The sequence below is a fragment of the Amorphoplanes friuliensis DSM 7358 genome (assembly GCF_000494755.1).
Taxonomy (GTDB): domain Bacteria; phylum Actinomycetota; class Actinomycetes; order Mycobacteriales; family Micromonosporaceae; genus Actinoplanes; species Actinoplanes friuliensis.
Genome location: NC_022657.1, coordinates 7654808 through 7674153, shown reverse-complemented (window position 1 = coordinate 7674153; position 19346 = coordinate 7654808). Strand labels below are relative to the sequence as shown.

The window sequence follows — 19346 nt, the reverse complement described above, 5'->3', positions numbered from 1 at the left end:
ACAGCCTCGTTCACTCACGTGGCACGATGTCGCAAGTGACCACGACTCTCCAGGATTCGGTGTTCGTCCGGGCCTGCCGCGGCCGGTCAGTGCCGCACACGCCCGTCTGGTTCATGCGGCAGGCGGGCCGGTCCCTGCCCGAATATCGCAAGATCCGCGAAGGCGTCGGGATGCTCGAGTCCTGCCGCCGTCCCGACCTGGTCACCGAGATCACCCTCCAGCCGGTACGCCGCCACGGCGTCGACGCGGCCATCCTGTTCAGCGACATCGTGGTGCCGCTGGCCGCCGCGGGTGTCGACCTGGACATCGTGCCCGGCACGGGCCCGGTCGTCGCCGAGCCGATCCGTACGGCCGCCGACGTCGCCGCGCTGGGGACGCTGGAGCCGGGTGACGTGTCGTACGTCGACGAGGCCGTGCGCCTGCTGGTGCCGGAGCTCGGCGCGACGCCGCTGATCGGGTTCGCGGGTGCGCCGTTCACGCTGGCCAGCTATCTCATCGAGGGCGGCCCGTCCCGGACGTACCTGAAGACCAAAGCCATGATGTACGGCGACCCGGACCTCTGGAACGAGCTGTGCGGCAAGCTGGCCGACATCACGCTGGCGTTCCTGCGGGTGCAGGTCGGCGCGGGTGTCAGTGCGGTCCAGCTCTTCGACTCGTGGGCCGGCGCGCTGTCCGAGGCGGACTACCGCCGGTTCGTCCTGCCGCACTCCGCCCGCGTGCTGAGCGGTCTCCAGGATGCGGGTGTCCCGCGGATCCACTTCGGGGTCGGTACGGGTGTGCTGCTCCAGGCCATGGGGGAGGCCGGCGCCGACGTGGTCGGTGTCGACTGGCGCACCCCGCTGGACCGGGCCACGACCGTCATCGGGCCGGACAGGTCGGTGCAGGGCAACCTCGACCCCGCGATCCTCTTCGCGCCCTGGGAGGTCGTCGAGCGCGAGGCCCGCCGGGTCGTCGCCGAGGGCCGCGCCGCGCCCGGGCACGTCTTCAACCTCGGTCACGGTGTCATGCCGGAGACCGACCCCGAGGTCCTCACCCGCCTGGTCGAGCTGATCCACACCCTGTAGGCACGAGTTGTCACATCGAAGTACCCCGGTGGCCGTCGAGGGCCGCGACCTGACAGGGTGACAAGTGTGCGGAAGCGTGTTGCGGTCGTGGGTGGCGGAATCGCCGGGCTCGCTGCCGCCGTACGGATCCGGGACCGCGCCCCCGCCGACACCGAGATCATCGTGTACGAGCAGTCGGGCCGTCTCGGCGGCAAACTGCGCACCGGTGAGCTGGCCGGCACCGTCGTCGAGCGGGGCGCCGAGTCGTTCCTGATCGGTGGCCCGGACGGTGGTGAGTCCGCAGCTGTGCGCTTCGTCCGCCGGGTCGGCCTCGGCGACTCCCTCGTGCACCCGGCCGCTGTGCCGGCGGCGCTGGCCATCGCCGGGCGCCTCGAGCCGGTGCCGAAGGGCACGCTGGTGGGCGTACCCGGTGATCTGACGTCCTTGGGGGCAGTGGCGCGACCGGCGGCGGACGCCGACCGCGACGAGGGCCGCCCGCTGCTCGCGCCCGGCGCCGACATCGCCGTGGGCGCGCTGGTCCGGGCCCGGTACGGCGACGAGGTGGCCGACCGGCTCGTCGATCCGATGCTCGGCGGTGTCTACGCGGGCCGCGCCGACCGGCTGTCCCTGGCGACCACCATGCCCGCGCTGGCCCGCACCGCCCGCACCGAGCACACCCTGGCCGGCGCTGTCCGCGCTGCTCAGGCCGCGTCCGTGCGGGTGCCGGGGCGACCGATCTTCGGCGCGGTCGCCGGCGGGATGGGCCGCCTGGTCGCCGCCGCCGCGGGGCCGCGGCGCCCGGCTCAGCCTCGGCCTGCCGTCCGCGAGCTGGCCCGGACCTCGCACGGGTGGCGGCTGCTGATCGGCCCGGTGTGGGAGCCGCAGACCGACGACGTCGACGCCGTGGTGCTCGCCGTGCCCGCGCGCCCGGCGTCCCGGCTGATCTCCGGCCTCGACCTGTCCGCGGCCGCCGAGATCGAGGAGCTCGATTACGCCAGCGTCGCGCTGGCCGCGTTTGCGCTGCCTCCGGGCACACCGCTGCCCGACCTGTCGGGATTTCTGGTGCCGCCGACCGAGGGCACGCTGGTCAAGGCGGCGACGTTCTTCACGCACAAGTGGTCCCACCTGCACCGCGAGGGCGGGCCGGTGATCATCCGGGCGTCGCTCGGGCGCGTCGGCGAGGAGGAGCGGTTGCAGCACGACGACACCGTGCTCGCCGCGACCGCTCACGCCGAGCTGGGCAAACTGCTCGGTGACGCGTTGCCGCCACCGGTCGCGTCCTGGGTGCAGCGCTGGGGCGGTGGGCTCCCGCAGTACGCACCCGGTCACCTCGACCGGGTCGCGCTGGCCCGGGCCGCACTCGCCACCAGCCCCGGCCTCTCCCTGGCCGGCGCCGCCTTCGACGGCGTCGGCATCCCAGCCTGTGTAGCCAGCGGCGAGAAGGCCGCCGACGACGTCTTGAAATACTTGGAGGAGCGATGACCGACCAGCCGCAGACCAACGCCGCGCGGGTCAAGGAGCTGAACGCGACGATCCGCTACACGATGTGGTCGGTCTTCAAGGTCGCCTCGCCGCTCCCCGCCCTGCGTGAGGACCTGGCGAGCGAGGTCGACGCGCTGTTCGAGCAGCTGCTCGGCAAGGACGTCGTCGTCCGTGGCACCTACGACGTGTCCGGCCTGCGCGCCGACGCCGACATCCTGGTCTGGTGGCACTCCGAGTCGCCGGACGCGCTGCAGGAGGCCTACGGGCTGTTCCGGCGTACAGCCCTGGGCCGGCACCTCGAGCCCGTGTGGTCGCAGATGGCACTGCACCGGCCCGCCGAGTTCAACAAGAGCCACCTGCCCGCGTTCCTGGCCGGTGAGGAGGCGCGCCCGTACATCTGCGTCTACCCGTTCGTGCGGTCGTACGAGTGGTACCTGCTCCCCGACGAGGAGCGGCGTTTCATGCTGGCCGAGCACGGCAAGATGGCGCGCGGCTACCCCGACGTGCGGGCCAACACCGTTGCTTCGTTCGCGCTCGGCGACTACGAGTGGATGCTCGCGTTCGAGGCCGACGAGCTGCACCGCATCGTCGACCTGATGCGTGACCTGCGCGCCTCGACGGCCCGCCGGCACGTCCGTGAGGAAGTGCCGTTCTACACGGGCCGCCGTCGGTCGGTCACCGAGCTCGTCGCCACGCTCCCTTAAGCCCGCTTCATGGGTACGTGGGGGATGCCGTCCTCCAGGTACCCGGGCCCGGCCTCGGCGTACCCGAAACGGCTGTAGAAGCCGGTCAGGTGCGCCTGGGCCTCGAGCGTGCTGGGCCGAGATCCGATCACCGTCAGCGCGTGCTCCATGAGCCTGCTCGCGTGGCCGCCCTTGCGTGCGTCCGGCGCCGTCACCACGCGGCCGATCCGCGGAGTGCCGTTGTCGTCGAGGATCCGCAGGTAGGCCAGGATCTCGTCGCCCCGGGCCAGCCACACGTGGCGGGTGCCGGGCTCGTCGTCGCGCCCGTCCAGCTCGGGGTAGGGGCACTTCTGCTCGACGACAAAAACATCGACGCGCAGCTTCATGATCGCGTACAGGGTGCTGACGTCGAGGTCGCGGAAGGCCGCGACATGGGTCTCCGGTTGCATGAATCGGATTTTAGGGCGTCACCGATCGCACCCCCGGGCGTTGGTGAGAGAGGAGCCGGGCACTCTGGAGGGGAAAATGATCAAGCGGAGCAAGCTCTTCGGCAACAAGACCAGGGTGACCTTCTGCCTGCCGAAAGACGCTCCCGACGGGTCGGTGAGCGTGGTCGGCACGTTCAACGACTGGGAACCGGGACTGCACGAGCTCAAGGTGCGCCGGGACGGCATGCGCACTGTGACGCTGAGGCTCGATCCGGGCCACTACCGCTTCCGGTATCTCGCCAGCGACGGTGTCTGGCTCGACGACGAGCACGCGGACGCGGTCGGCCCGCAGGGCAGTGAATTGGTCCTCTGAAGTTTCGTTCGCCTGCGCGCGGGCAGGCAACCCCTGAATAGTTGACGTAACAACCAACTACGGAAGGGGTCCTCGTGGCTGCCGTGAAACTGGCGATCATCTACTACTCGTCGACGGGCACGATCCACAGCATGGCGGAGCGGCTCTCGCAGGCCGGTGAGAAGGCCGGCGCCGAGGTGCGGGTCCGCCAGGTGGGGGAGCTCGCGCCGCCGGAGGCCATCGCGTCGAACGCGGCGTGGAGTCAGCACTTCGACAAGACCAAGAACGAGCCCAAGGCCACGGCTGACGACGTCGTCTGGGCGGACGCGGTGCTCTTCGGGACCCCGACCCGGTACGGCAACGTCGCCAGCCAGCTCAAGCAGTTCATGGACACCCTCGGCCCGCAGTGGCAGCAGGGTCTGCTCGCCGACAAGGCGTACGCGGGCTTCACCGCGACGATGACCGCGCACGGCGGCCAGGAGTCGACGCTGCTCGCGCTGTACAACACGATCCACCACTGGGGTGGCGTGGTGGCGGCGCCCGGCTACACCGACCCGCTCAAGTTCGCCGACGGCAACCCGTACGGTGTCTCGCACGTGACCGGGGGTAACAACGACGCCCCGCTGACCGAGGTTCAGAACGCGGCGCTCGACCACCTGGCCCAGCGCATCATCAAGATCGGTGGCCGGCTCCGCGATTAGTCCATCGATGGGGTGTTTCCCTCGGACGGCTGCGTTGGCAGACTGGGCGCGTGAAAAAGTTCGATGCTGACCTGACCAACGCCGTGTGGCGACGCAGTGCCGCTTCCGAGAAGGCCGGCGCCGCCGCCGTCGAGGTTGCTCTGCTCGACGGCGGGGGAGTCGCGGTGCGGGACGGTCTGCGCCCCGACGGTGACGTGCTGTTCTTCACCCCGGCCGAATGGGACGCCTTTGTCGGCGGCGCCAAGGACGGCGAGTTCGACCTGTAGCGTGTCGAAATGGGGCGTGACGGTCTTTCCGGATATCAACCTGAAAAAGGTTCATTTCTGGGTAGCCTGCCCGTATGACCATTCACGAGAGTTCTGACCTGCTGAAAAAGGTGGAGCGCTACGAGGCTGCCGTGAAGGAGCTCGAAGCCGCCCACGAGGACGTCAAGGACGTCCTGATCGACACGATCCTGTTCGCCCGGTGGCAGCAGCTCGGCGGTCAGCTCGGCTTCTCCGCGGTCGACCCCGCGAAGCAGAAGGAAGAGCCGAACCGTGACCTCCAGCAGCTCAACCAGCAGATCTCCGCGATGAGCGAGTCCTGGGCGCACTAGCTGTGACCGGCGACGCCCGGGGCCTTGAGGGCTCCGGGCGCCCGGAGGCGCTAGCGTGGCGGCCATGGTCGACACCCAGTACGAAGATCTGCTGCGCCGGGTTCTCGAGACCGGCATCCCGAAGGCGGACCGCACCGGCACCGGCACGGTCAGCCTCTTCGGTGAACGCCTGCGCTACGACCTGTCGCAGGGCTTCCCGCTGATCACCACGAAGCGGGTGCACTTCAAGTCCCTCGCGGTCGAGCTGCTCTGGTTCCTGCGCGGCGACAGCAACACCCAGTGGCTCCGCGAGCGCGGTGTGACCATCTGGGACGAGTGGGCCGACAAGAACGGTGACCTCGGCCCGGTCTACGGCAAGCAGTGGCGTTCCTGGCCCAGGCCCGACGGTGGTCACGTCGACCAGATCACCGAGCTGCTGACGACGCTCCGCCAGAACCCCGACTCGCGCCGGATGATCGTCTCCGCCTGGAACGTCTCCCAGCTGCCGGAGATGGCGCTCATGCCGTGCCACGCGATGTTTCAGTTCTACGTCGCCGACGGCAAGCTCTCCTGCCAGCTCTACCAGCGCAGCGCGGACATGTTCCTCGGCGTGCCGTTCAACATCGCCAGCTACGCGCTGCTCACCCAGCTGATCGCGGCCCAGGTCGGCCTGGTCCCCGGCGACTTCATCTGGGTCGGCGGCGACTGCCACATCTACTCGAACCACGTCGAGCAGGTCAAAGAGCAGCTCAGCCGGCCCGCGTACGCGTTCCCGCAGCTGGAGATCGCCCCGGCGGACTCGCTCTTCGACTACGCGTACGAGGACTTCAAGGTTGTTGGTTATGAGCATCACCCGGCTCTGCGGGCACCGGTCGCCGTATGACGATCCACCTGATCTGGGCTGAGGCCGCGGGTGGTGTGATCGGCGCGGAGGGTGGGATTCCCTGGAACGTGCCGGGGGAGCAGAAGATCTTCCGCGAGCGCACCCTGGGCTCGACCGTGGTCATGGGCCGGACCACCTGGGACTCGCTGCCGGAGCGTTTCCGGCCGCTGCCGGGCCGGCGTAACGTCGTCCTGACCCGGCAGTCCAGCTGGTCGGCGGCGGGCGCGGAGGTCTTCGGCTCGATCAACGACCTGCTGAAGGTCCACGACGACTTCTGGGTCATGGGCGGCGGGGCGGTCTACACCGCGTTCCTGCCGCTCGCCACCCACATCGTGCGGACCCGGATCGACCTGGCCGTCGAGGGAGACACCTTCGCGCCGCGTCTCGGGCCGGAGTGGCAGGTCACCGCCGGTGCCGACCTGACGTCGGACACCGGCGTGCATTACGTGGTGGAGGACCTCACTTCGGGTCGAGCTTGATCGACAGGCTGTTCACGCAGTGCCGCGTGTTCTTCGCCGTCATCATCTCGCCCTTGAAGACGTGGCCGAGGTGGCTGCCGCACCGGGCGCACTGGATCTCGGTGCGGACCATGCCGAGGCTGCGGTCCTCGATCTCCTTGATCGCTCCCGGGATGGCGTCGTCGAACGACGGCCAGCCGCAGTGCGAGTCGAACTTCGTGTCACTGGGGTAGAGCGCGGCACCACAGGCGCGGCACTCGTACGTGCCCTCGGTCTTGGTGTCGACGTACTCGCCGCGCCAGGCCGGCTCGGTGGCGCCCTGGCGCAGCACCCGGAACTCGTCGGGGCTCAGGCGGACCCGCCACTCTTCTTCGGTGGTGGGCAGGGTGGTCTTGTCGGTTGCCATGCCACCAAAGGTACGTCGGCGCACCGCCAGTGCGCCGTCCGTCCGGCCCCGGAGCCGTTGAGCAGCTATGGACGCAGCGCGATTCAGCCCCACCTGGCAGCAGGCCCTCGGCCGCGGTTTGTACCTCGGCGTTCTCACCGCGGTGGTGGCGCTGCTCGTCACCGTGGTGGCGCTGAGTCTGACGCCGTCCGCACCACCGCACTGGGCCTGGCCGCTGCTCGCCTTCGGACCACCCCTCGCCGGTGTGCTCGTCGGCGCCCTCGTGCGTCCCCGGGTCGGTACGCGTGTCGACGCCCGCGGCATCCGTACGGTGACGCCCTTCGGTGAGGGTGTCGAGCCGTGGAGTGAGGTCGTGGACCTGCGCGCCGAACGCCGGGGCGCCCGCACGGTGGTCTCCGTCTACCTCGAGTCGGGCGCGAGTGTGCAGCTCAGCGCTCCGTACAGTGGGGAACTTTTTGCCTCGGACCCGCAGTTCGAGCTCAAGATGTTCGCTCTGTCGCACTTGTGGCGGAGTCATCGCTTCGGTGGCGTTCCGAGCTGAAATGAACCGTCGGGAGTGCCGATGCTGCGATTTCGGGCATAAGCCGCTAAACTCCCTCCGGACCAAGACGGACTTACCGCAACAGAACGGATGCCCTTCATGAGTTTGACGCGCCGGTTGGCCGCTGGAATTCCCGCGGCCGGCGTCACCGTCCTCGCCGCACTGGCCCTCTCGGGGTCCCCTGCCGCTGCGACGGGCGACGAGTCCGCCGCCCGCGCCAAGCAGCCCGCTGTGATGGCAACGCCGTGTTCGGAGGTGCCGCGCGGCGAGAAGTGCGACTACGCGTACGGCGACGACGACGAGGCTCCTGGCGACACCGCCACGGACGATGTGACCGACACCCCGACCCGCGGTGGGCCCGGCTACGGCGGCGAGAGCCCCACGCCGTCCCCGTCGGTGACCCCGACAACGCCGACCGCCAGCGTCGACACCGTGCCGCCGGGCGGCGAGAGCCCGGCGGTCACCCCGTCGGCCAGCACCCCGGGCGGCGTCAGCGCGGGCGGCACCCTCCCGCTGACCGGTGCCCCGATGGGCATCACCATGGGAATCGGTGGCCTCATGGTCGCCGCCGGTGCGGCTGCCATCCTCATCACCCGGCGTCGTCGCAGCGCCTGACCCGAAAAGCACCACCGAAGGCCGTTCCCGGATCTTTCCGGGGGCGGCCTTCGCCGCACCTGCCCTAAGGTCGACCCATGGCCCCATCTGCCAAGTCACCCGCCGTCGAGCTCGAGATCGCCGGTCATCCGGTACGCCTGAGCAGCCCCGACAAGGTCGTCTTCCCCGGCCCCGGATACACGAAGCGGGACGTCTTCGAGTACTACCTCGCGGTCGGCGACGGCATCATGCGGGCCCTCTCCCGCCGCCCCACGACCCTCCAGCGCTTCCCCGACGGCATCGACGGGGAAATGTTCTTCCAGAAACGCATCGGCGCCCGCGGCGTCCCACCGTGGATCACCACCGAGACCATCACCTTTCCGAGCGGCCGCACCGCCGACGAGTTGTGCCCCGCCGACCTGGCCCACGTGGCCTGGGCCGCCCAGATGGGCACAGTGGTCTTCCACCCGTGGCCCGTCCGCGCCGGCGCCGCCGACAACCCCGACGAACTCCGCATCGACCTCGACCCCCAGCCGGGCACCGATTTCGGCGACGTGGTGGCGACCGCGGGAGTGGTCCGAGAGGTCCTGAACGACCTGGGCTGGACCGGCTACCCGAAAACCTCCGGCGGCCGCGGCGTCCACGTCTACGTCCGCATCGCCGCGGACCACTCGTTCGTCGACGTCCGCCGCGCCGCGATCGCGCTGGCCCGCGAGGTCGAACGCCGCAACCCCACCCACATCACCACGGCGTGGTGGAAGGAGGAGCGCGGCGAAAAGGTCTTCCTGGACTACAACCAGATGGCGCGCGACCGGACGATCGCTTGTGCGTACTCCCTGCGTGCCAACGCCCGCGCGACCGTCTCCACGCCGGTGACCTGGGACGAGCTCACTTCGGTCGAGCCGGACGATTTTGACCTGCGTACCGTCCCGCCCCGCTTCGCCGCCATCGGTGATCCGCACGCGGCCATCGACGACGTGGCCTACGACTTGGCGCCGCTGCTGGAATGGTCCGATCGCGACGCTGCCGGCGGGCTGGGCGATCTGCCCTATCCGCCGGACCACCCCAAGATGCCGGGGGAGCCGAAGCGGGTGCAGCCTTCCAAGGACCGCGACCGCAAGAAGTGACGTGGTTTTCGGGGTGGGGCTCGGGGGCGGGGATGACCCACTCCAGGCGGTCAGGCTTGATCCTTCCGTGGGTCATCCCCGCCCCCGAGCCGACGGAAGGCCCGGACGATGCGGCTGAGCGGCCGTGCGTCACGGCAGCGGGAGGTTGTCCAGGGCCAGGGTGAGGTCGGCGATCTGCCATCCGGTGGCGGATCGGCGCAGTTCGAATGTGTAGGCGCCGGTCGAGATCACCTGCACGGTCTCGCCGGTGTTCCGCGTTTGCATCAGGTAGGCGCGTACCTGGGCGTTGTCGGGGTTTGATGTCTTGACCACGACGTTGCTCAGGTGGTGCCGGACCTTTCCGGTCTGGGCTGCGTGCCCTTCGCGGACGAAGGCGAGCACCGCCGTGCGGCCGGTGACAGGGCCGAGCACTCCTTGGCCGGGCACCGTGAAGGTCCAGGTGGTGTCCTCGGTCAGGATCGCTTCCAGGGCGGGCACGTCGAGCTCGTCCAGGGCGTGGGCGTAGGTCGCCACCGCCTGCTGCAGTTCGGCGATCATGGGGTCACCGTCAGCACGATCTTGCCCTGGATGTGGCCCTGGGCGGCTCGTGTGTGTGCGGCGGCGGCCTCGGAGAGCGGGTAGGTGCTGTCCACCCCGGTCTGGAGCTTGCCCTCGTCGAAGAGGCGCCCGATCTCGGCGAGCTGGGGGCCGTTGGATCGCACCTGGATGTTGGAGACCGAGATGCCCAGACGCTCGGTCTCTTCCGGGTCGTACTGGGCGAAGAACACCGGGAGCATCGTGCCGCCGCGCTTGAGTACGGTCAGGAAGCGTGAGCTGTCCGGGCCGCCGACCGTGTCGATCACGAGGTCGACCCCGCTGACCACGTCCGCGGCGCGTGTTGTGGTGTAGTCGATGAACTGGTCGGCGCCGAGCTTGCGCAGGAACTGCTCATGGCGGCCCGAGGCGACCGCGATCACGTGCGCGCCCTTCCACTTCGCCAGTTGCACCGCGAAGTGGCCCACTCCGCCGGCGGCGCCGTTGACCAGCACGGTCATCTCCGGTGTGATCGGCACCGGCTGGTGCACCTGGCCGGTGAACGGGGACGGCACGTCGTGGCCGAGATCGATCAGGTACTGCCAGGCCGTGAGCACGGCCATCGGTGCCCCGGCCGCCTGTACGGGGTCGAGACCGGCGGGTTTGTGAGCCAGGTCCGACGCCGGTGCGGCCACGTGCTCGGCGTACGTCCGGCCGTCGAAGCCAGGGAACCGCAGCATGCCGAAGACCTCGTCGCCGACGGCGAACTCCGCCACGTCCGGGGCTACCGCCTCGACCACACCTGACATGTCCGTTCCGGGAGTCAGGGGGAATTCCAGCGGCGGCCTCATCTCGGCCGGCATGACCTTCAGACCTTCGCGCAGGTACCAGTCCGGCGGGTTGATGCCCGCCGCGTGCACCCGGACGAGGACCTCGCCCGGTCCGAGCTCGGGCACCGGCACCTCTTCGTACTGGAGAACTTCCGGCCCGCCGGCTTCGTGGAACTGGATCGCCTTCATCACGCCTGCGCTTTCTCGGGGAAACGTTGCTCCTTCAGTGAAGGCCCGGGACGGCACGACCGTCCAAGACCGGTTCGGCAACCGATCATTCCGAAAAGACATGACGCGTACGCTGGGCCGGGTGAACGATCTCGGGCAGGACCTGGATCTGCGGCTGGTGCGCTACTTCACGGCGGTCGCGGCGCACCAGCACTTCGGCCGGGCCGCCGCCGACCTGCACGTCGCCCAGCCGGCGCTGAGCCGCCAGATCCAGCGGCTCGAGAAACATCTCGGCGCACGACTGCTGGACCGCGTGCCCCAGGGCACCCGGCTCACTCCGGCCGGCCAGGCGTTCCTTCCCCGGGCCCAGGCCCTGCTGCAGGCTGCCCGGCAGGCCGAGCTGGCCGTGCGCGACCAGGCCGGGACCGAGCGGATCACCATCGGCTACGTCGAGGACCTCGTGATCACCGCCGCGGTCCGGGAACTGCGCCGCCGCCACCCGCACGCCGAGATCACCACCCGGCACCTGAGCTGCCGAGACGTGGGAGCACTGTCCGACAGGCACGTCGACGCCCTGATCGGGCGGGCCCCGCTGCCGCTGGCCGCCGATGAGGTGCTCACCACCCCGCTGTACGAGGAGCCCCGGATGCTCGTGGTCCCGCGCGGTCATCCCTGGGCCGGCCGTGCGTCGGTGACCTCGGAGGAACTGGCCGGAGAGCAGGCGGCACCCTGCGCTTTCGAGACCGCGGACTGGACCTCCTACCAGCTGCTCGGGCCCGCTGTGCCGCCGGCGGAGAGCTACGAGGACAAGCTCGAGCTGGTCGCGAGCGGCCGGGCGATCGCCGTGCTACCGGCCGGTGATCTGCGCAGTTCCCTGCGTCCCGACCTGGTCACCGTCCCGATCGAAGGTGCTCCCGCGAGCCGGGTCGTCGTGGTCAGCCGCAAGCGCGACCCGAATCCGATGATCAGGAGTTTCCGGTCGGCGGCCAAGGCCTCCCTGGCACCCGGTCAGGGGTCTGGGGTGGTCGGGGTGACCAGGCCTGTCTCGTAGGCCACGACCACGGCCTGGACGCGGTCGCGGAGGTTGAGTTTGGCCAGGATGCGGGCCACGTGGGTTTTCACGGTGGCTTCGGAGAGGTGGAGGGTCGCGGCCAGTTCGGCGTTGCTGAGGCCTCGGGCCAGCAGGCGGAGGACCTCGGTTTCGCGGGGCGTGAGCGTGGCCAGGTCGCGGTGCAGAGTCGCTGTTTCCGGGTCGCGGCGGGCGAAGCGCTGGACCAGGCGGCGGGTGATGGCCGGGGCCAGGAGGGCGTCGCCGTTCTGGACCATGAGGACGGCGGCGACCAGGTGTTCCGGGGTGACGTCCTTGAGGAGGAAGCCGCTGGCACCGGCGGCGAGGGCGGCGTAGACGTACTGGTCCAGGTCGAAGGTGGTCAGGATGATGATGCGGGGGGCCGCTGCCGCTCCCGTGAGGATGCGGCGGGTCGCTTCCAGGCCGTCGAGCTCGGGCATGCGGACGTCCATGAGCACAACGTCGGGGCGGGTGCGGCGGACCGCGTCGATGGCTTCGGCGCCGGTGGCGGCCTCGGCGACGACGTCGACGCCGCCGGCGGTGAGGATCATGCGGAACCCGGTGCGGACCAGGGACTGGTCGTCGGCGACAACAACGCGGACGGTCATGCCGGCTCCAGGGGGATGAGGGCTTCGACGCGGTAGCCGGCGGGGCGGGGCTCGGCACGGAGGGTGCCGCCGTAGATCGTCAGGCGTTCGCGGAGGCCGAGGAGGCCGCGGCCGCCCGTGGTGCGGGGCGGGGCCGGGAGGATCGGCTCGGTGTTGAGGACCTCGATGCGGAGGGCTTCCGGCTGATATTCGACGGTGACCGTGGCGGCGGCGCCGGGGGCGTGGCGGACCATGTTGGTCAGGGCTTCCTGGACCACGCGGTAGGCGGTCAGGCCGATGCCGGACGGAACCGGGACCGGCCCGCCGAGGACGGTCAGCTGAACCGCCACGCCGGCGTCATGCATGCGCGCCACCAGGGCGGGAAGGCTTTCGATGCCGGGTTGGGGGTCCACCGGGCTGTCCGGTGCCGGATCGGAGAGCAGGCCCATCACGTGGCGGAGCTCGGTGAGAGCGGACCGGCCGGTGGATTCGACGGCCAGCAGGGCCTCGCGGGACTCGTCCGGGGCGGCGGCGAGGACCGCGCGGGCCGCGCCCGCCTGGATGACCATGACGCTGACGTGGTGGGTGACGACGTCGTGAAGCTCGCGGGCGATGCGGGCGCGTTCCCCGGCAACCGCGTCGCGGAGGGCCTCCTCCTGGGCGTGGGTCTCGGCAGCGAGGCGGTGGCGGTCCGCGCCGGCGCGCAGGCGCCACACGTGGTGGCCGCCGGCGGCGGCGACCAGCGGGGCCAGCAGCACGAACGGCAGGTAGTTCCGGGTCACCTCGAGCAGCGTCAGCTGGCGCAGGACGGTGACCAGCACCGCGAGCGCCGGGACCGTCGCCAGCACGAGCAGGCGGTACGGGCTGTGGGCGGCGGCGCTGTAGACGGCGACGAGGCCGGCCAGGATCACGCACGGGTAGATGTTCGGCTGGATGGTGCTGTCCGTCATCAGGACCAGCGGCGCGGCGACCATGATCGTCCACAGGACCGCGAGCGGGTAGCGGCGGCGCAGGATCAGGGGGGCGCACAGGACGAAGACGAGCAGCAACGCCCCGAGTTCCGAGCCGGGCTCGGCCGGCATCGGTGGCGGCGGCGGGTGCGGCAACACACCGAACGGTGGCACCGGCTCCGGGAAATTCGAGTCGTCCGTCGCGGCCTGGAAGCAGGCGAGCCCGAGCGCGACCGCCAGCGCGCCGTCGAGCACCAGGGCCCGCCAGCGTGGCCGGGGCAGCGGTCCCACCGCCTCGATCAGGTTCACCGGCTCATTCTTGCTGGCGTACGCACCCGGGGACATCCGTCGCAGTGTGCACGGCGACTACATCGCAAGGATGACGCCGATCGAGTGTCCACCCACGACGGTACGCCCGGTGCTCCGCCGGACGGACGCGGACGACGACGGTCCGCTCCTAGCGTCACAGCGTCCACCGGATGCCCACGACGAAGGAGCACCTCATGACCGACCCGGTTATCGAACTACGCGGGGTGACACGCCGCTACGACGAGGGGCCGCCAGCGCTGCACGACGTGTCGCTGACCGTGGCGGCGGGCGAGTCCGTGGCCGTGCTCGGGCCGTCCGGCAGCGGCAAGTCGACGCTGCTCAACCTGGTCGCCGGTCTGGACCGGCCGAGCGAGGGCACGGTCACCGTCGCCGGTACGCGGGTGGAGACGCTCGGCGAGGCGGCCTCGGCCCGCTTCCGCCGGGCGCACGTGGGGCTGGTCTTCCAGTTCTTCAACCTGCTCGACGACCTCACCGTGCTGGAGAACGTGCTGCTGCCCGCTCACCTCGCCGGCGCCCCGAAGCGTGGTGCCCGGGAGAACGCGACCCGGCTGCTGGACTCCCTCGGGATCGCCCGGCACGCGGACGCGTACCCGGGGAGGTTGTCGGGTGGTGAACGGCAGCGGGTCGCCGTCGCAAGGTCTCTGATCAACCGGCCGGCGTTGCTGCTGGCCGACGAGCCGACGGGTGCGCTGGACACGGCGTCCGGTGAGGAGGTGCGGCGGCTGCTCACCGATCTGCACGCCGGTGGCCAGACGATCGTGCTCGTCACCCACGATCTGCGGCTGGCGCAGGCGTGCGCGACGCGGACGATCGGCATGCGTGACGGTCGTGTGGAGTCCGACCGATGAGCGGCCTGGGCCGGGTGATCCGGTCCGGTGTCCGGCGCCGGCGCGTGCAGACCGTGGTGATCGGCCTGGTCGCGGCGGCGGCGGTGACCGCGTCGGTACTGGGGGCCGGGCTGCTGGTGGCTTCGCGGGCGCCGTTCGACGACGCGTTCTCGGCGCAGCGGGGGGCGCATCTGACCGTGCAGGCGGACCCGGATCGGGTCACGGAAGCGCAGCTCACGGCCTCTGCCTCCGCTCCGGGTGTGGCGGCTGCTTCCGGCCCGTACCCGGTCATGGGTCTGGATTTCAGGGGCGAGCTGTCGCTGACCGTGGTGGTCCGCGCGGATCCGGGCGGGCCCGTGGATCGGGTCGAGCTGGCCGCCGGGCGCTGGCCGGCCGGGCCCACCGAGATCGTGCTCGGTGGCGGGGCGCTGCGGATGCCGGTCGGTGTGCAGATGACCACGGCCGGGGGGACCGTCTTCACCGTAGTCGGCACGGCGAGGTCGGTCAGTGCCACCGCGGCCGCCTGGGTGCTGCCGTCCGCGCAGCTCGGCCCACCGGATGGCTACCAGATGCTCTACCGCTTCGGGGCCGCGAGCACGCCGGCCGAGGTCGACGCCGGTCGTGCCGCTGTGGCCGCGACGCTGCCGGCGGGTGCGGTGACCGCCGCCCGTTCCTGGCTCGACGTGCGGCAGCGCGCGGTGGAGGACGCGGCCGTGTTCGTGCCGTTCCTGGTCGCGTTTGCGCTGCTCGGCATCGTGATGGCGGTGCTGGTGGTGGGCACGGTGATCGCCGGGACGGTCGGGGCCGCCACCCGCCGCATCGGTGTCCTCAAGGCCCTCGGGTGCACCCCGGCCGGGATCGTCCGCGCCTACGTCGCCCAGGCCCTGCTCCCGGCCGCCGTCGGAGCTGTCGCCGGAATGGTCGTCGGCAACCTGATCGCGCTGCCGGTGCTGGCCGAGACCGAGGAGGTCTACGGCTCTGCCAACACGACGATCGCCTGGTGGGTGACGGCCCTGGCCGCCGGTGGTGTCCTGGCCGTCGTCGCGGTGACCGCCTGGGCCGCCGCGCTGCGAGCGGGCCGGCTGCGCACCGTGGACGCCATCGCGGTCGGGCGCGCTTCCGGCCCCGCCCGCGGCCGGTGGGCGGCCCGGCTCGCGGCCCGCCTCCCGGTCTCCCGCCCGGTCGGGCTCGGCCTGGCCCGGCCCTTCGCCCGCCCCTTGCGGACCGCGGCGATCCTGCTCGCAGTCGCTTCCGGTACGGCCGCAGTCACGTTCGCCACCGGTCTCGGCACGTCCCTGGTACGCATCCAGACCGCCTCCGAGCAGAACACCGCGGACGTCATGGTCGAGGGCAACGGCGGCCCAGGAGTTCTCGCCGCGATCGAGGCGCGGGACGGCACGCGGGCCGCGTACGGGATCGGCCAGGCACCGGGCTCGGTCGCGGGTTTTGCCGACCCGCTGAGCGTCAACGCGTTGACCGGCGACGGGTCGTGGGACGGCTTCGAGATGGTGTCCGGGCGCTGGTTCGCGGCTCCCGGCGAGGCCGTCGCGGGCGCACCTTTCCTCAAGGCGGCCGGCGCTCGCGTAGGGGACACCGTCACGGTGCAGGTGGCGGGCCGGCCGGTCGCCCTGCGCGTGGTGGGCGAGGTGTTCGAGACGGGCACCGGGGTCTTCACCAGCGCCGCGACCGTGCCCGGCCTGAGCCCCGGTGAGTTCCGGATCGCGCTTACCGACGGCACCGACGCCGGCTCCTACGCCGAGGCGCTGACGGGTGTCCTCCCCGCGGGCTGGACCGCGCACCCGAACGGCGGCGAGATCGATCCCCTGCTCGTGGTCGTGCAGGGCCTGACCGCGACGCTGACGCTGCTGCTCATCGCGGTGGCCGCCCTCGGTGTGCTCAACATGCTCATCCTCGACCTGCGCGACCGCGTCCACGATCTCGGCGTCCACAAGGCGCTGGGCATGACACCGCGGCAGACCATCGTCATGGTGGTCGCGTCCGTCGCGGGGATCGGCGTGGCCGGCGGGCTGCTCGGCGTACCCGTGGGTGTGGTGATGCAGCGGCTGGTCGTGCCCGCGATGGCCGCGAGCGGCGGGCTGCACGTGCCCGAAACGCTGCTCGACGTCTACGGCCCGGTGCTGCTCATCGTGCTCGCCCTTGGCGGGCCGGCAACAGCCCTGCTCGGGGCGTTGCTGCCGGCGGGCTGGGCCGCCCGCACCCGGACGGCGGTGGCGCTGCGCACCGAGTGACGGTCAGAGCGCCATCTTGAAGCCCTCGTGCGAAGGTTCGAAGCCCAGCGCCGAGTAGAAGCGGTGGGCGTCGGTGCGGCGTTTGTCCGTGGTCAGCTGGGCCAGGCGGCAGCCGCGTTCGCGGGCCCGGCCCAGCGACCACAGCATCATCGCCCGGCCCACACCACGACCGCGGCGATCGGTGCGGACCCGGACGGCCTCGATGGTCATGCGGTCCGTGCCGCCGCGGCTCAGCGACGGGGTGAAGGTCAGCTGGCAGGTGCCGACTACCTCGCCGTCCTCGTCGGCCACGATCAGCTCGTTGCGGGGGTCGGCGTCGATCTGCTCGAACGCCGCCCAGACCGCCGCATCGACCTCCTCGGAGGTCGCCGCCGGGGAGCCGCCGCCGGCGCGGGAACGCGCTATCTCGTCGTTCGTCAGCAGGTCGAGGATCGCGGGTACGTCCGCGCGGGTCGCGATTCGGAAGATCACCTGGGCCACCCGGCCATCCTGACACGCCCGTCGGGCTGAGCCCCAGCGTGGCGCCGCCGGTGCACGATGACCCGATGCGATTGCTGCTTGCGCCGTTCCGGGCGATCTACCGCGGGCTGGTGTGGCTGGCCAACTCGCCGCCGACGCTGATCCTCTCCTATCTGATCCTCATCGTGACGTGCAGCGTGCTCTACCACTTCTTCGAGGACGAGTCCTACGGCGACGCCCTCTGGTGGGCCGTCGTGACCGCGTCGACGGTCGGTTACGGCGACATCTCACCCGAGACGGTGCAGGGACGCTTCATGGCGGCCCTGCTCATCTCCGTGATGGTGCTGATCGTCGTCCCGCTGATCACGGCGCACTTCGCCAGCAAGCTCATCGTCGATCACGACGCCTTCCAGCACGACGAGCAGGAGGAGCTGAAGAACAACCTGCGGCAGGTGCGCCGGCTGCTCGAGGAGCTGGCCGCCCGTCAGGGCATCACTGCGGAGGACAGCGCAGCCCCACCCGCGGAACCTTCAGGTCGATGAGATAACCGTCGACCGCGTCCACGATGCACTTCGTGCTCGGGTACGCCGTGTGGCCCTCACCCTCCCAGGTCAGCACCTGGCCGGTGCCCAGCATCTTCGCCAGCTCGGCCGTGTTCTCGTACGGGGTGGCGGGGTCACCGGTCGTGCCCACCACGACGATCGGCGGCGAACCGGTCGCGGGACCGACGGGGTAGGGGTCCTTCTTGCCGGGCCAGAACGTGCACGGCAGCATGCCGACCGCCAGCGTCGCCCCGAACAGCGGGTACTTCTTGCGCCACTCGCCCTGCAGCTGCCGGATCCGCTCGACCGTCGGCGCGTCGTCGGTGTCGGCGCAGTTCACCGTGAGGTTGGCGTCGAAGAGGTTGGAGTAGCTGCCGTCGGGCTTGCGGTCGGCGTACTGGTCGGCGAGCTCGAAGATGCCCGAGGCGTCGCCGGCCTGGAGGTCGTCGACGGCCTTGGCCAGCTGCTGCCAGCCCGACTCGGTGTAGAGCGAGGAGATCACGGCCACGAAGATCCAGCCCGCGGTGGCGCTGCGCCCGTCGGTGCCCTTGACCGGTGAGGCCTTCGCCTTGGCCAGGGCGTCCGTGACCGCGCCGCGGCCGTCGGGGGCGATCGGGCACTTGCCGGCGTTGGCCTTGCACCAGGCGGTGAAGTTGGTGAAGGCGCGCTCGAAGCCCTTGGCCTGCGACTCCGAACCGGCGATGAAGTCCTGCTTCGGGTTGATCGCGCCGTCGAGCACCAGGGCGCGGACCTTGTCGGGGAAGAGCTGCGCGTAGGTGGCGCCGAGCAGCGTGCCGTACGAGAAGCCGAGGTAGGTCGTCTTGGGATCACCGACAGCCGCGCGGATCGCGTCCATGTCGTGCGCCGCCTGCTCGGTCGAGAAGAGCGGCAGCTGGGCGCCGTACTTCGCGCCGCAGCCCTCGGCGACCCGCTTGTTGAGGGCGACGAGCTCCTGGAACTCCGCGTCGCTCTCCGGGTCGGGCGGTGCGGCGAACGTCGCGTCCTGGTCCTCGTTGCTGATGCATTTCACGGGGTTGGACCGGCCGACACCCCGCGGGTCGAAACCGACGATGTCGAACTTGTCGGTGACCGCGGTCGGCAGGCCACCCAGCGCCTGTCCGAAGGAGAGGTAGACGGACGTGTCGATGCCCGAGCCGCCGGGACCGCCGGGGTTGATGAGCAGCGAGCCGATCCGGTCCTGCTGGGTGCGCGAGCGGATGCGGATCATGGCGACGTCGTACGTCTCGCCGCTCTGCGGGGCGTTCCAGTCGCGCGGCACGGCCACCGAGGCGCAGTCGTAGGACATGCCGGACGCACCCCGGCCGACCAGGTCCTGCGGGACCTCCGGGCAGGGCGTCCACTGCGCCTGCGTGCCCGGCACCGCGGGGGGCGCCTTGCTGCCGGACGTGGTCGGCGCGGCGCTGTCGGAATCGTCGGGCGCAAAAGCCGGCAGCGTGCAACCGGCGGTCACGACAACGGCGGCGACCAGTGCGGCCAGGACCAGACGGGGGGTACGCGGCACAGTGCGCGGCCTTTCTCGATCGGCTCTT

The 19346-nt window shown here is 70.9% G+C and carries 24 protein-coding genes and 1 pseudogene; 17 read left to right on the top strand and 8 right to left on the bottom strand.

What is annotated here, in order from left to right:
• Nucleotides 1-35: 35 nt before the first annotated feature.
• The 3 genes from hemE (at nt 36) to hemQ (ending at nt 3229) form a co-directional block, all read left to right on the top strand.
• Nucleotides 36-1064 carry a uroporphyrinogen decarboxylase gene (gene hemE, locus AFR_RS35355; RefSeq protein WP_338012105.1) on the top strand — a complete coding sequence of 343 codons (1029 nt, stop codon included), beginning with the start codon at nt 36-38 and terminating at the stop codon, nt 1062-1064.
• Between the two features lie 66 nt (nt 1065-1130).
• On the top strand, nt 1131-2525 hold the full coding sequence (gene hemG / locus AFR_RS35350) for a protoporphyrinogen oxidase (protein WP_023561626.1): 1395 nt from the start codon (nt 1131-1133) through the stop codon (nt 2523-2525).
• The gene (gene hemQ, locus AFR_RS35345; protein ID WP_023561625.1) at nt 2522-3229 is read left to right on the top strand and encodes a hydrogen peroxide-dependent heme synthase; all 708 of its coding nucleotides are present in this window, start codon (nt 2522-2524) and stop codon (nt 3227-3229) included. The genes hemG and hemQ overlap by 4 nt, the downstream gene beginning before the upstream one ends.
• On the opposite strand, the gene AFR_RS35340 is transcribed toward hemQ, so the two are convergent.
• Complete coding sequence (locus AFR_RS35340) at nt 3226-3657, bottom strand: GNAT family N-acetyltransferase (protein WP_023561624.1); 432 nt, start codon at nt 3655-3657, stop codon at nt 3226-3228. The genes hemQ and AFR_RS35340 overlap by 4 nt on opposite strands.
• A gap of 76 nt (nt 3658-3733) precedes the next feature.
• Between AFR_RS35340 and AFR_RS35335 the strand changes: the two genes are divergently transcribed.
• From AFR_RS35335 to AFR_RS35310, 6 genes are all read left to right on the top strand, one after another.
• Nucleotides 3734-4009, top strand: coding sequence for an isoamylase early set domain-containing protein (locus AFR_RS35335; protein ID WP_023561623.1), 276 nt, complete (start codon nt 3734-3736; stop codon nt 4007-4009).
• Nucleotides 4010-4083: 74 nt separating this feature from the next.
• Nucleotides 4084-4689: an NAD(P)H:quinone oxidoreductase type IV gene (gene wrbA, locus AFR_RS35330; protein WP_023561622.1), complete on the top strand. Its 606-nt coding sequence runs from the start codon at nt 4084-4086 to the stop codon at nt 4687-4689.
• A gap of 50 nt (nt 4690-4739) precedes the next feature.
• A complete protein-coding gene (locus AFR_RS35325) occupies nt 4740-4955 on the top strand; it encodes a DUF397 domain-containing protein (protein WP_023561621.1) in 216 nt (71 codons plus the stop codon).
• A gap of 74 nt (nt 4956-5029) precedes the next feature.
• Nucleotides 5030-5284, top strand: coding sequence for a hypothetical protein (locus tag AFR_RS35320; RefSeq protein WP_023561620.1), 255 nt, complete (start codon nt 5030-5032; stop codon nt 5282-5284).
• Between the two features lie 64 nt (nt 5285-5348).
• Nucleotides 5349-6146, top strand: coding sequence for a thymidylate synthase (locus AFR_RS35315; protein WP_023561619.1), 798 nt, complete (start codon nt 5349-5351; stop codon nt 6144-6146).
• Nucleotides 6143-6625, top strand: coding sequence for a dihydrofolate reductase (locus tag AFR_RS35310; RefSeq protein ID WP_023561618.1), 483 nt, complete (start codon nt 6143-6145; stop codon nt 6623-6625). Before AFR_RS35315 ends, AFR_RS35310 begins: the two co-directional genes overlap by 4 nt.
• On the opposite strand, the gene msrB is transcribed toward AFR_RS35310, so the two are convergent.
• Nucleotides 6606-7010, bottom strand: coding sequence for a peptide-methionine (R)-S-oxide reductase MsrB (gene msrB, locus AFR_RS35305; protein WP_023561617.1), 405 nt, complete (start codon nt 7008-7010; stop codon nt 6606-6608). The genes AFR_RS35310 and msrB overlap by 20 nt on opposite strands.
• Nucleotides 7011-7077: 67 nt before the next feature.
• Between msrB and AFR_RS35300 the strand changes: the two genes are divergently transcribed.
• The 3 genes from AFR_RS35300 to ligD all read left to right on the top strand — a co-directional run bounded on the left by AFR_RS35300 (nt 7078) and on the right by ligD (nt 9272).
• A complete protein-coding gene (locus tag AFR_RS35300; protein WP_023561616.1) occupies nt 7078-7551 on the top strand; it encodes a PH domain-containing protein in 474 nt (157 codons plus the stop codon).
• 99 nt (nt 7552-7650) lie between these two features.
• The gene (locus AFR_RS35295; RefSeq protein ID WP_158510591.1) at nt 7651-8166 is read left to right on the top strand and encodes an LPXTG cell wall anchor domain-containing protein; all 516 of its coding nucleotides are present in this window, start codon (nt 7651-7653) and stop codon (nt 8164-8166) included.
• 77 nt (nt 8167-8243) lie between these two features.
• The gene (gene ligD, locus AFR_RS35290; RefSeq protein WP_023561614.1) at nt 8244-9272 is read left to right on the top strand and encodes a non-homologous end-joining DNA ligase; all 1029 of its coding nucleotides are present in this window, start codon (nt 8244-8246) and stop codon (nt 9270-9272) included.
• A gap of 129 nt (nt 9273-9401) precedes the next feature.
• On the opposite strand, the gene AFR_RS35285 is transcribed toward ligD, so the two are convergent.
• Both AFR_RS35285 and AFR_RS35280 read right to left on the bottom strand, forming a co-directional pair.
• On the bottom strand, nt 9402-9809 hold the full coding sequence (locus AFR_RS35285) for a nuclear transport factor 2 family protein (RefSeq protein ID WP_023561613.1): 408 nt from the start codon (nt 9807-9809) through the stop codon (nt 9402-9404).
• Complete coding sequence (locus AFR_RS35280; RefSeq protein WP_023561612.1) at nt 9806-10804, bottom strand: NADP-dependent oxidoreductase; 999 nt, start codon at nt 10802-10804, stop codon at nt 9806-9808. Before AFR_RS35280 ends, AFR_RS35285 begins: the two co-directional genes overlap by 4 nt.
• 121 nt (nt 10805-10925) lie before the next feature.
• Here AFR_RS35280 and AFR_RS35275 point away from each other — a divergent pair, with 121 nt between their 5' ends.
• Entirely contained in the window at nt 10926-11834 is a 909-nt protein-coding gene (locus AFR_RS35275; RefSeq protein ID WP_052359873.1) for a LysR family transcriptional regulator, read from the top strand.
• Here AFR_RS35275 and AFR_RS35270 read toward each other — a convergent pair.
• Complete coding sequence (locus AFR_RS35270) at nt 11792-12460, bottom strand: response regulator (RefSeq protein ID WP_023561610.1); 669 nt, start codon at nt 12458-12460, stop codon at nt 11792-11794. The genes AFR_RS35275 and AFR_RS35270 overlap by 43 nt on opposite strands.
• The gene (locus tag AFR_RS35265) at nt 12457-13698 is read right to left on the bottom strand and encodes a sensor histidine kinase (RefSeq protein WP_023561609.1); all 1242 of its coding nucleotides are present in this window, start codon (nt 13696-13698) and stop codon (nt 12457-12459) included. Before AFR_RS35265 ends, AFR_RS35270 begins: the two co-directional genes overlap by 4 nt.
• Before the next feature lie 194 nt (nt 13699-13892).
• Here AFR_RS35265 and AFR_RS35260 point away from each other — a divergent pair, with 194 nt between their 5' ends.
• The 3 genes and pseudogenes from AFR_RS35260 to AFR_RS48855 all read left to right on the top strand — a co-directional run bounded on the left by AFR_RS35260 (nt 13893) and on the right by AFR_RS48855 (nt 16795).
• Nucleotides 13893-14567: an ABC transporter ATP-binding protein gene (locus AFR_RS35260; protein WP_023561608.1), complete on the top strand. Its 675-nt coding sequence runs from the start codon at nt 13893-13895 to the stop codon at nt 14565-14567.
• Nucleotides 14564-15568: pseudogene (locus AFR_RS48860) on the top strand (FtsX-like permease family protein); the annotation flags it as partial. The gene AFR_RS35260 and the pseudogene AFR_RS48860, both read left to right, overlap by 4 nt.
• Nucleotides 15569-16447: 879 nt before the next feature.
• Nucleotides 16448-16795 (top strand): FtsX-like permease family protein, encoded by a 348-nt coding sequence (locus AFR_RS48855; protein WP_438829954.1) that lies wholly within the window; start codon nt 16448-16450, stop codon nt 16793-16795.
• Nucleotides 16796-16798: 3 nt separating this feature from the next.
• Here AFR_RS48855 and AFR_RS35250 read toward each other — a convergent pair whose 3' ends face one another.
• Nucleotides 16799-17275, bottom strand: coding sequence for a GNAT family N-acetyltransferase (locus tag AFR_RS35250; RefSeq protein WP_023561606.1), 477 nt, complete (start codon nt 17273-17275; stop codon nt 16799-16801).
• Nucleotides 17276-17340: 65 nt separating this feature from the next.
• Here AFR_RS35250 and AFR_RS35245 point away from each other — a divergent pair, with 65 nt between their 5' ends.
• The gene (locus AFR_RS35245; RefSeq protein ID WP_041841381.1) at nt 17341-17796 is read left to right on the top strand and encodes a potassium channel family protein; all 456 of its coding nucleotides are present in this window, start codon (nt 17341-17343) and stop codon (nt 17794-17796) included.
• Here the strand turns inward: AFR_RS35245 and AFR_RS35240 are convergent.
• Entirely contained in the window at nt 17747-19318 is a 1572-nt protein-coding gene (locus AFR_RS35240; RefSeq protein WP_023561604.1) for an alpha/beta hydrolase, read from the bottom strand. The two genes, AFR_RS35245 and AFR_RS35240, sit on opposite strands and share 50 nt — an antisense overlap.
• Nucleotides 19319-19346: the final 28 nt, after the last annotated feature.

Bases quoted from the DNA above. Each gene is read 5' to 3' on its own strand.
- hemQ (WP_023561625.1), top strand. From the start codon at position 2,522: ATGACCGACCAGCCGCAGACCAACGCCGCGCGGGTCAAGGAGCTGAAC.
- AFR_RS35340 (WP_023561624.1), bottom strand. From the start codon at position 3,657: ATGCAACCGGAGACCCATGTCGCGGCCTTCCGCGACCTCGACGTCAGC.
- AFR_RS35335 (WP_023561623.1), top strand. From the start codon at position 3,734: ATGATCAAGCGGAGCAAGCTCTTCGGCAACAAGACCAGGGTGACCTTC.
- AFR_RS35320 (WP_023561620.1), top strand. From the start codon at position 5,030: ATGACCATTCACGAGAGTTCTGACCTGCTGAAAAAGGTGGAGCGCTAC.
- AFR_RS35315 (WP_023561619.1), top strand. From the start codon at position 5,349: ATGGTCGACACCCAGTACGAAGATCTGCTGCGCCGGGTTCTCGAGACC.
- AFR_RS35310 (WP_023561618.1), top strand. From the start codon at position 6,143: ATGACGATCCACCTGATCTGGGCTGAGGCCGCGGGTGGTGTGATCGGC.
- msrB (WP_023561617.1), bottom strand. From the start codon at position 7,010: ATGGCAACCGACAAGACCACCCTGCCCACCACCGAAGAAGAGTGGCGG.
- AFR_RS35300 (WP_023561616.1), top strand. From the start codon at position 7,078: ATGGACGCAGCGCGATTCAGCCCCACCTGGCAGCAGGCCCTCGGCCGC.
- AFR_RS35295 (WP_158510591.1), top strand. From the start codon at position 7,651: ATGAGTTTGACGCGCCGGTTGGCCGCTGGAATTCCCGCGGCCGGCGTC.
- ligD (WP_023561614.1), top strand. From the start codon at position 8,244: ATGGCCCCATCTGCCAAGTCACCCGCCGTCGAGCTCGAGATCGCCGGT.
- AFR_RS35285 (WP_023561613.1), bottom strand. From the start codon at position 9,809: ATGATCGCCGAACTGCAGCAGGCGGTGGCGACCTACGCCCACGCCCTG.
- AFR_RS35280 (WP_023561612.1), bottom strand. From the start codon at position 10,804: ATGAAGGCGATCCAGTTCCACGAAGCCGGCGGGCCGGAAGTTCTCCAG.
- AFR_RS35270 (WP_023561610.1), bottom strand. From the start codon at position 12,460: ATGACCGTCCGCGTTGTTGTCGCCGACGACCAGTCCCTGGTCCGCACC.
- AFR_RS35260 (WP_023561608.1), top strand. From the start codon at position 13,893: ATGACCGACCCGGTTATCGAACTACGCGGGGTGACACGCCGCTACGAC.
- AFR_RS48855 (WP_438829954.1), top strand. From the start codon at position 16,448: ATGCTCATCCTCGACCTGCGCGACCGCGTCCACGATCTCGGCGTCCAC.
- AFR_RS35245 (WP_041841381.1), top strand. From the start codon at position 17,341: ATGCGATTGCTGCTTGCGCCGTTCCGGGCGATCTACCGCGGGCTGGTG.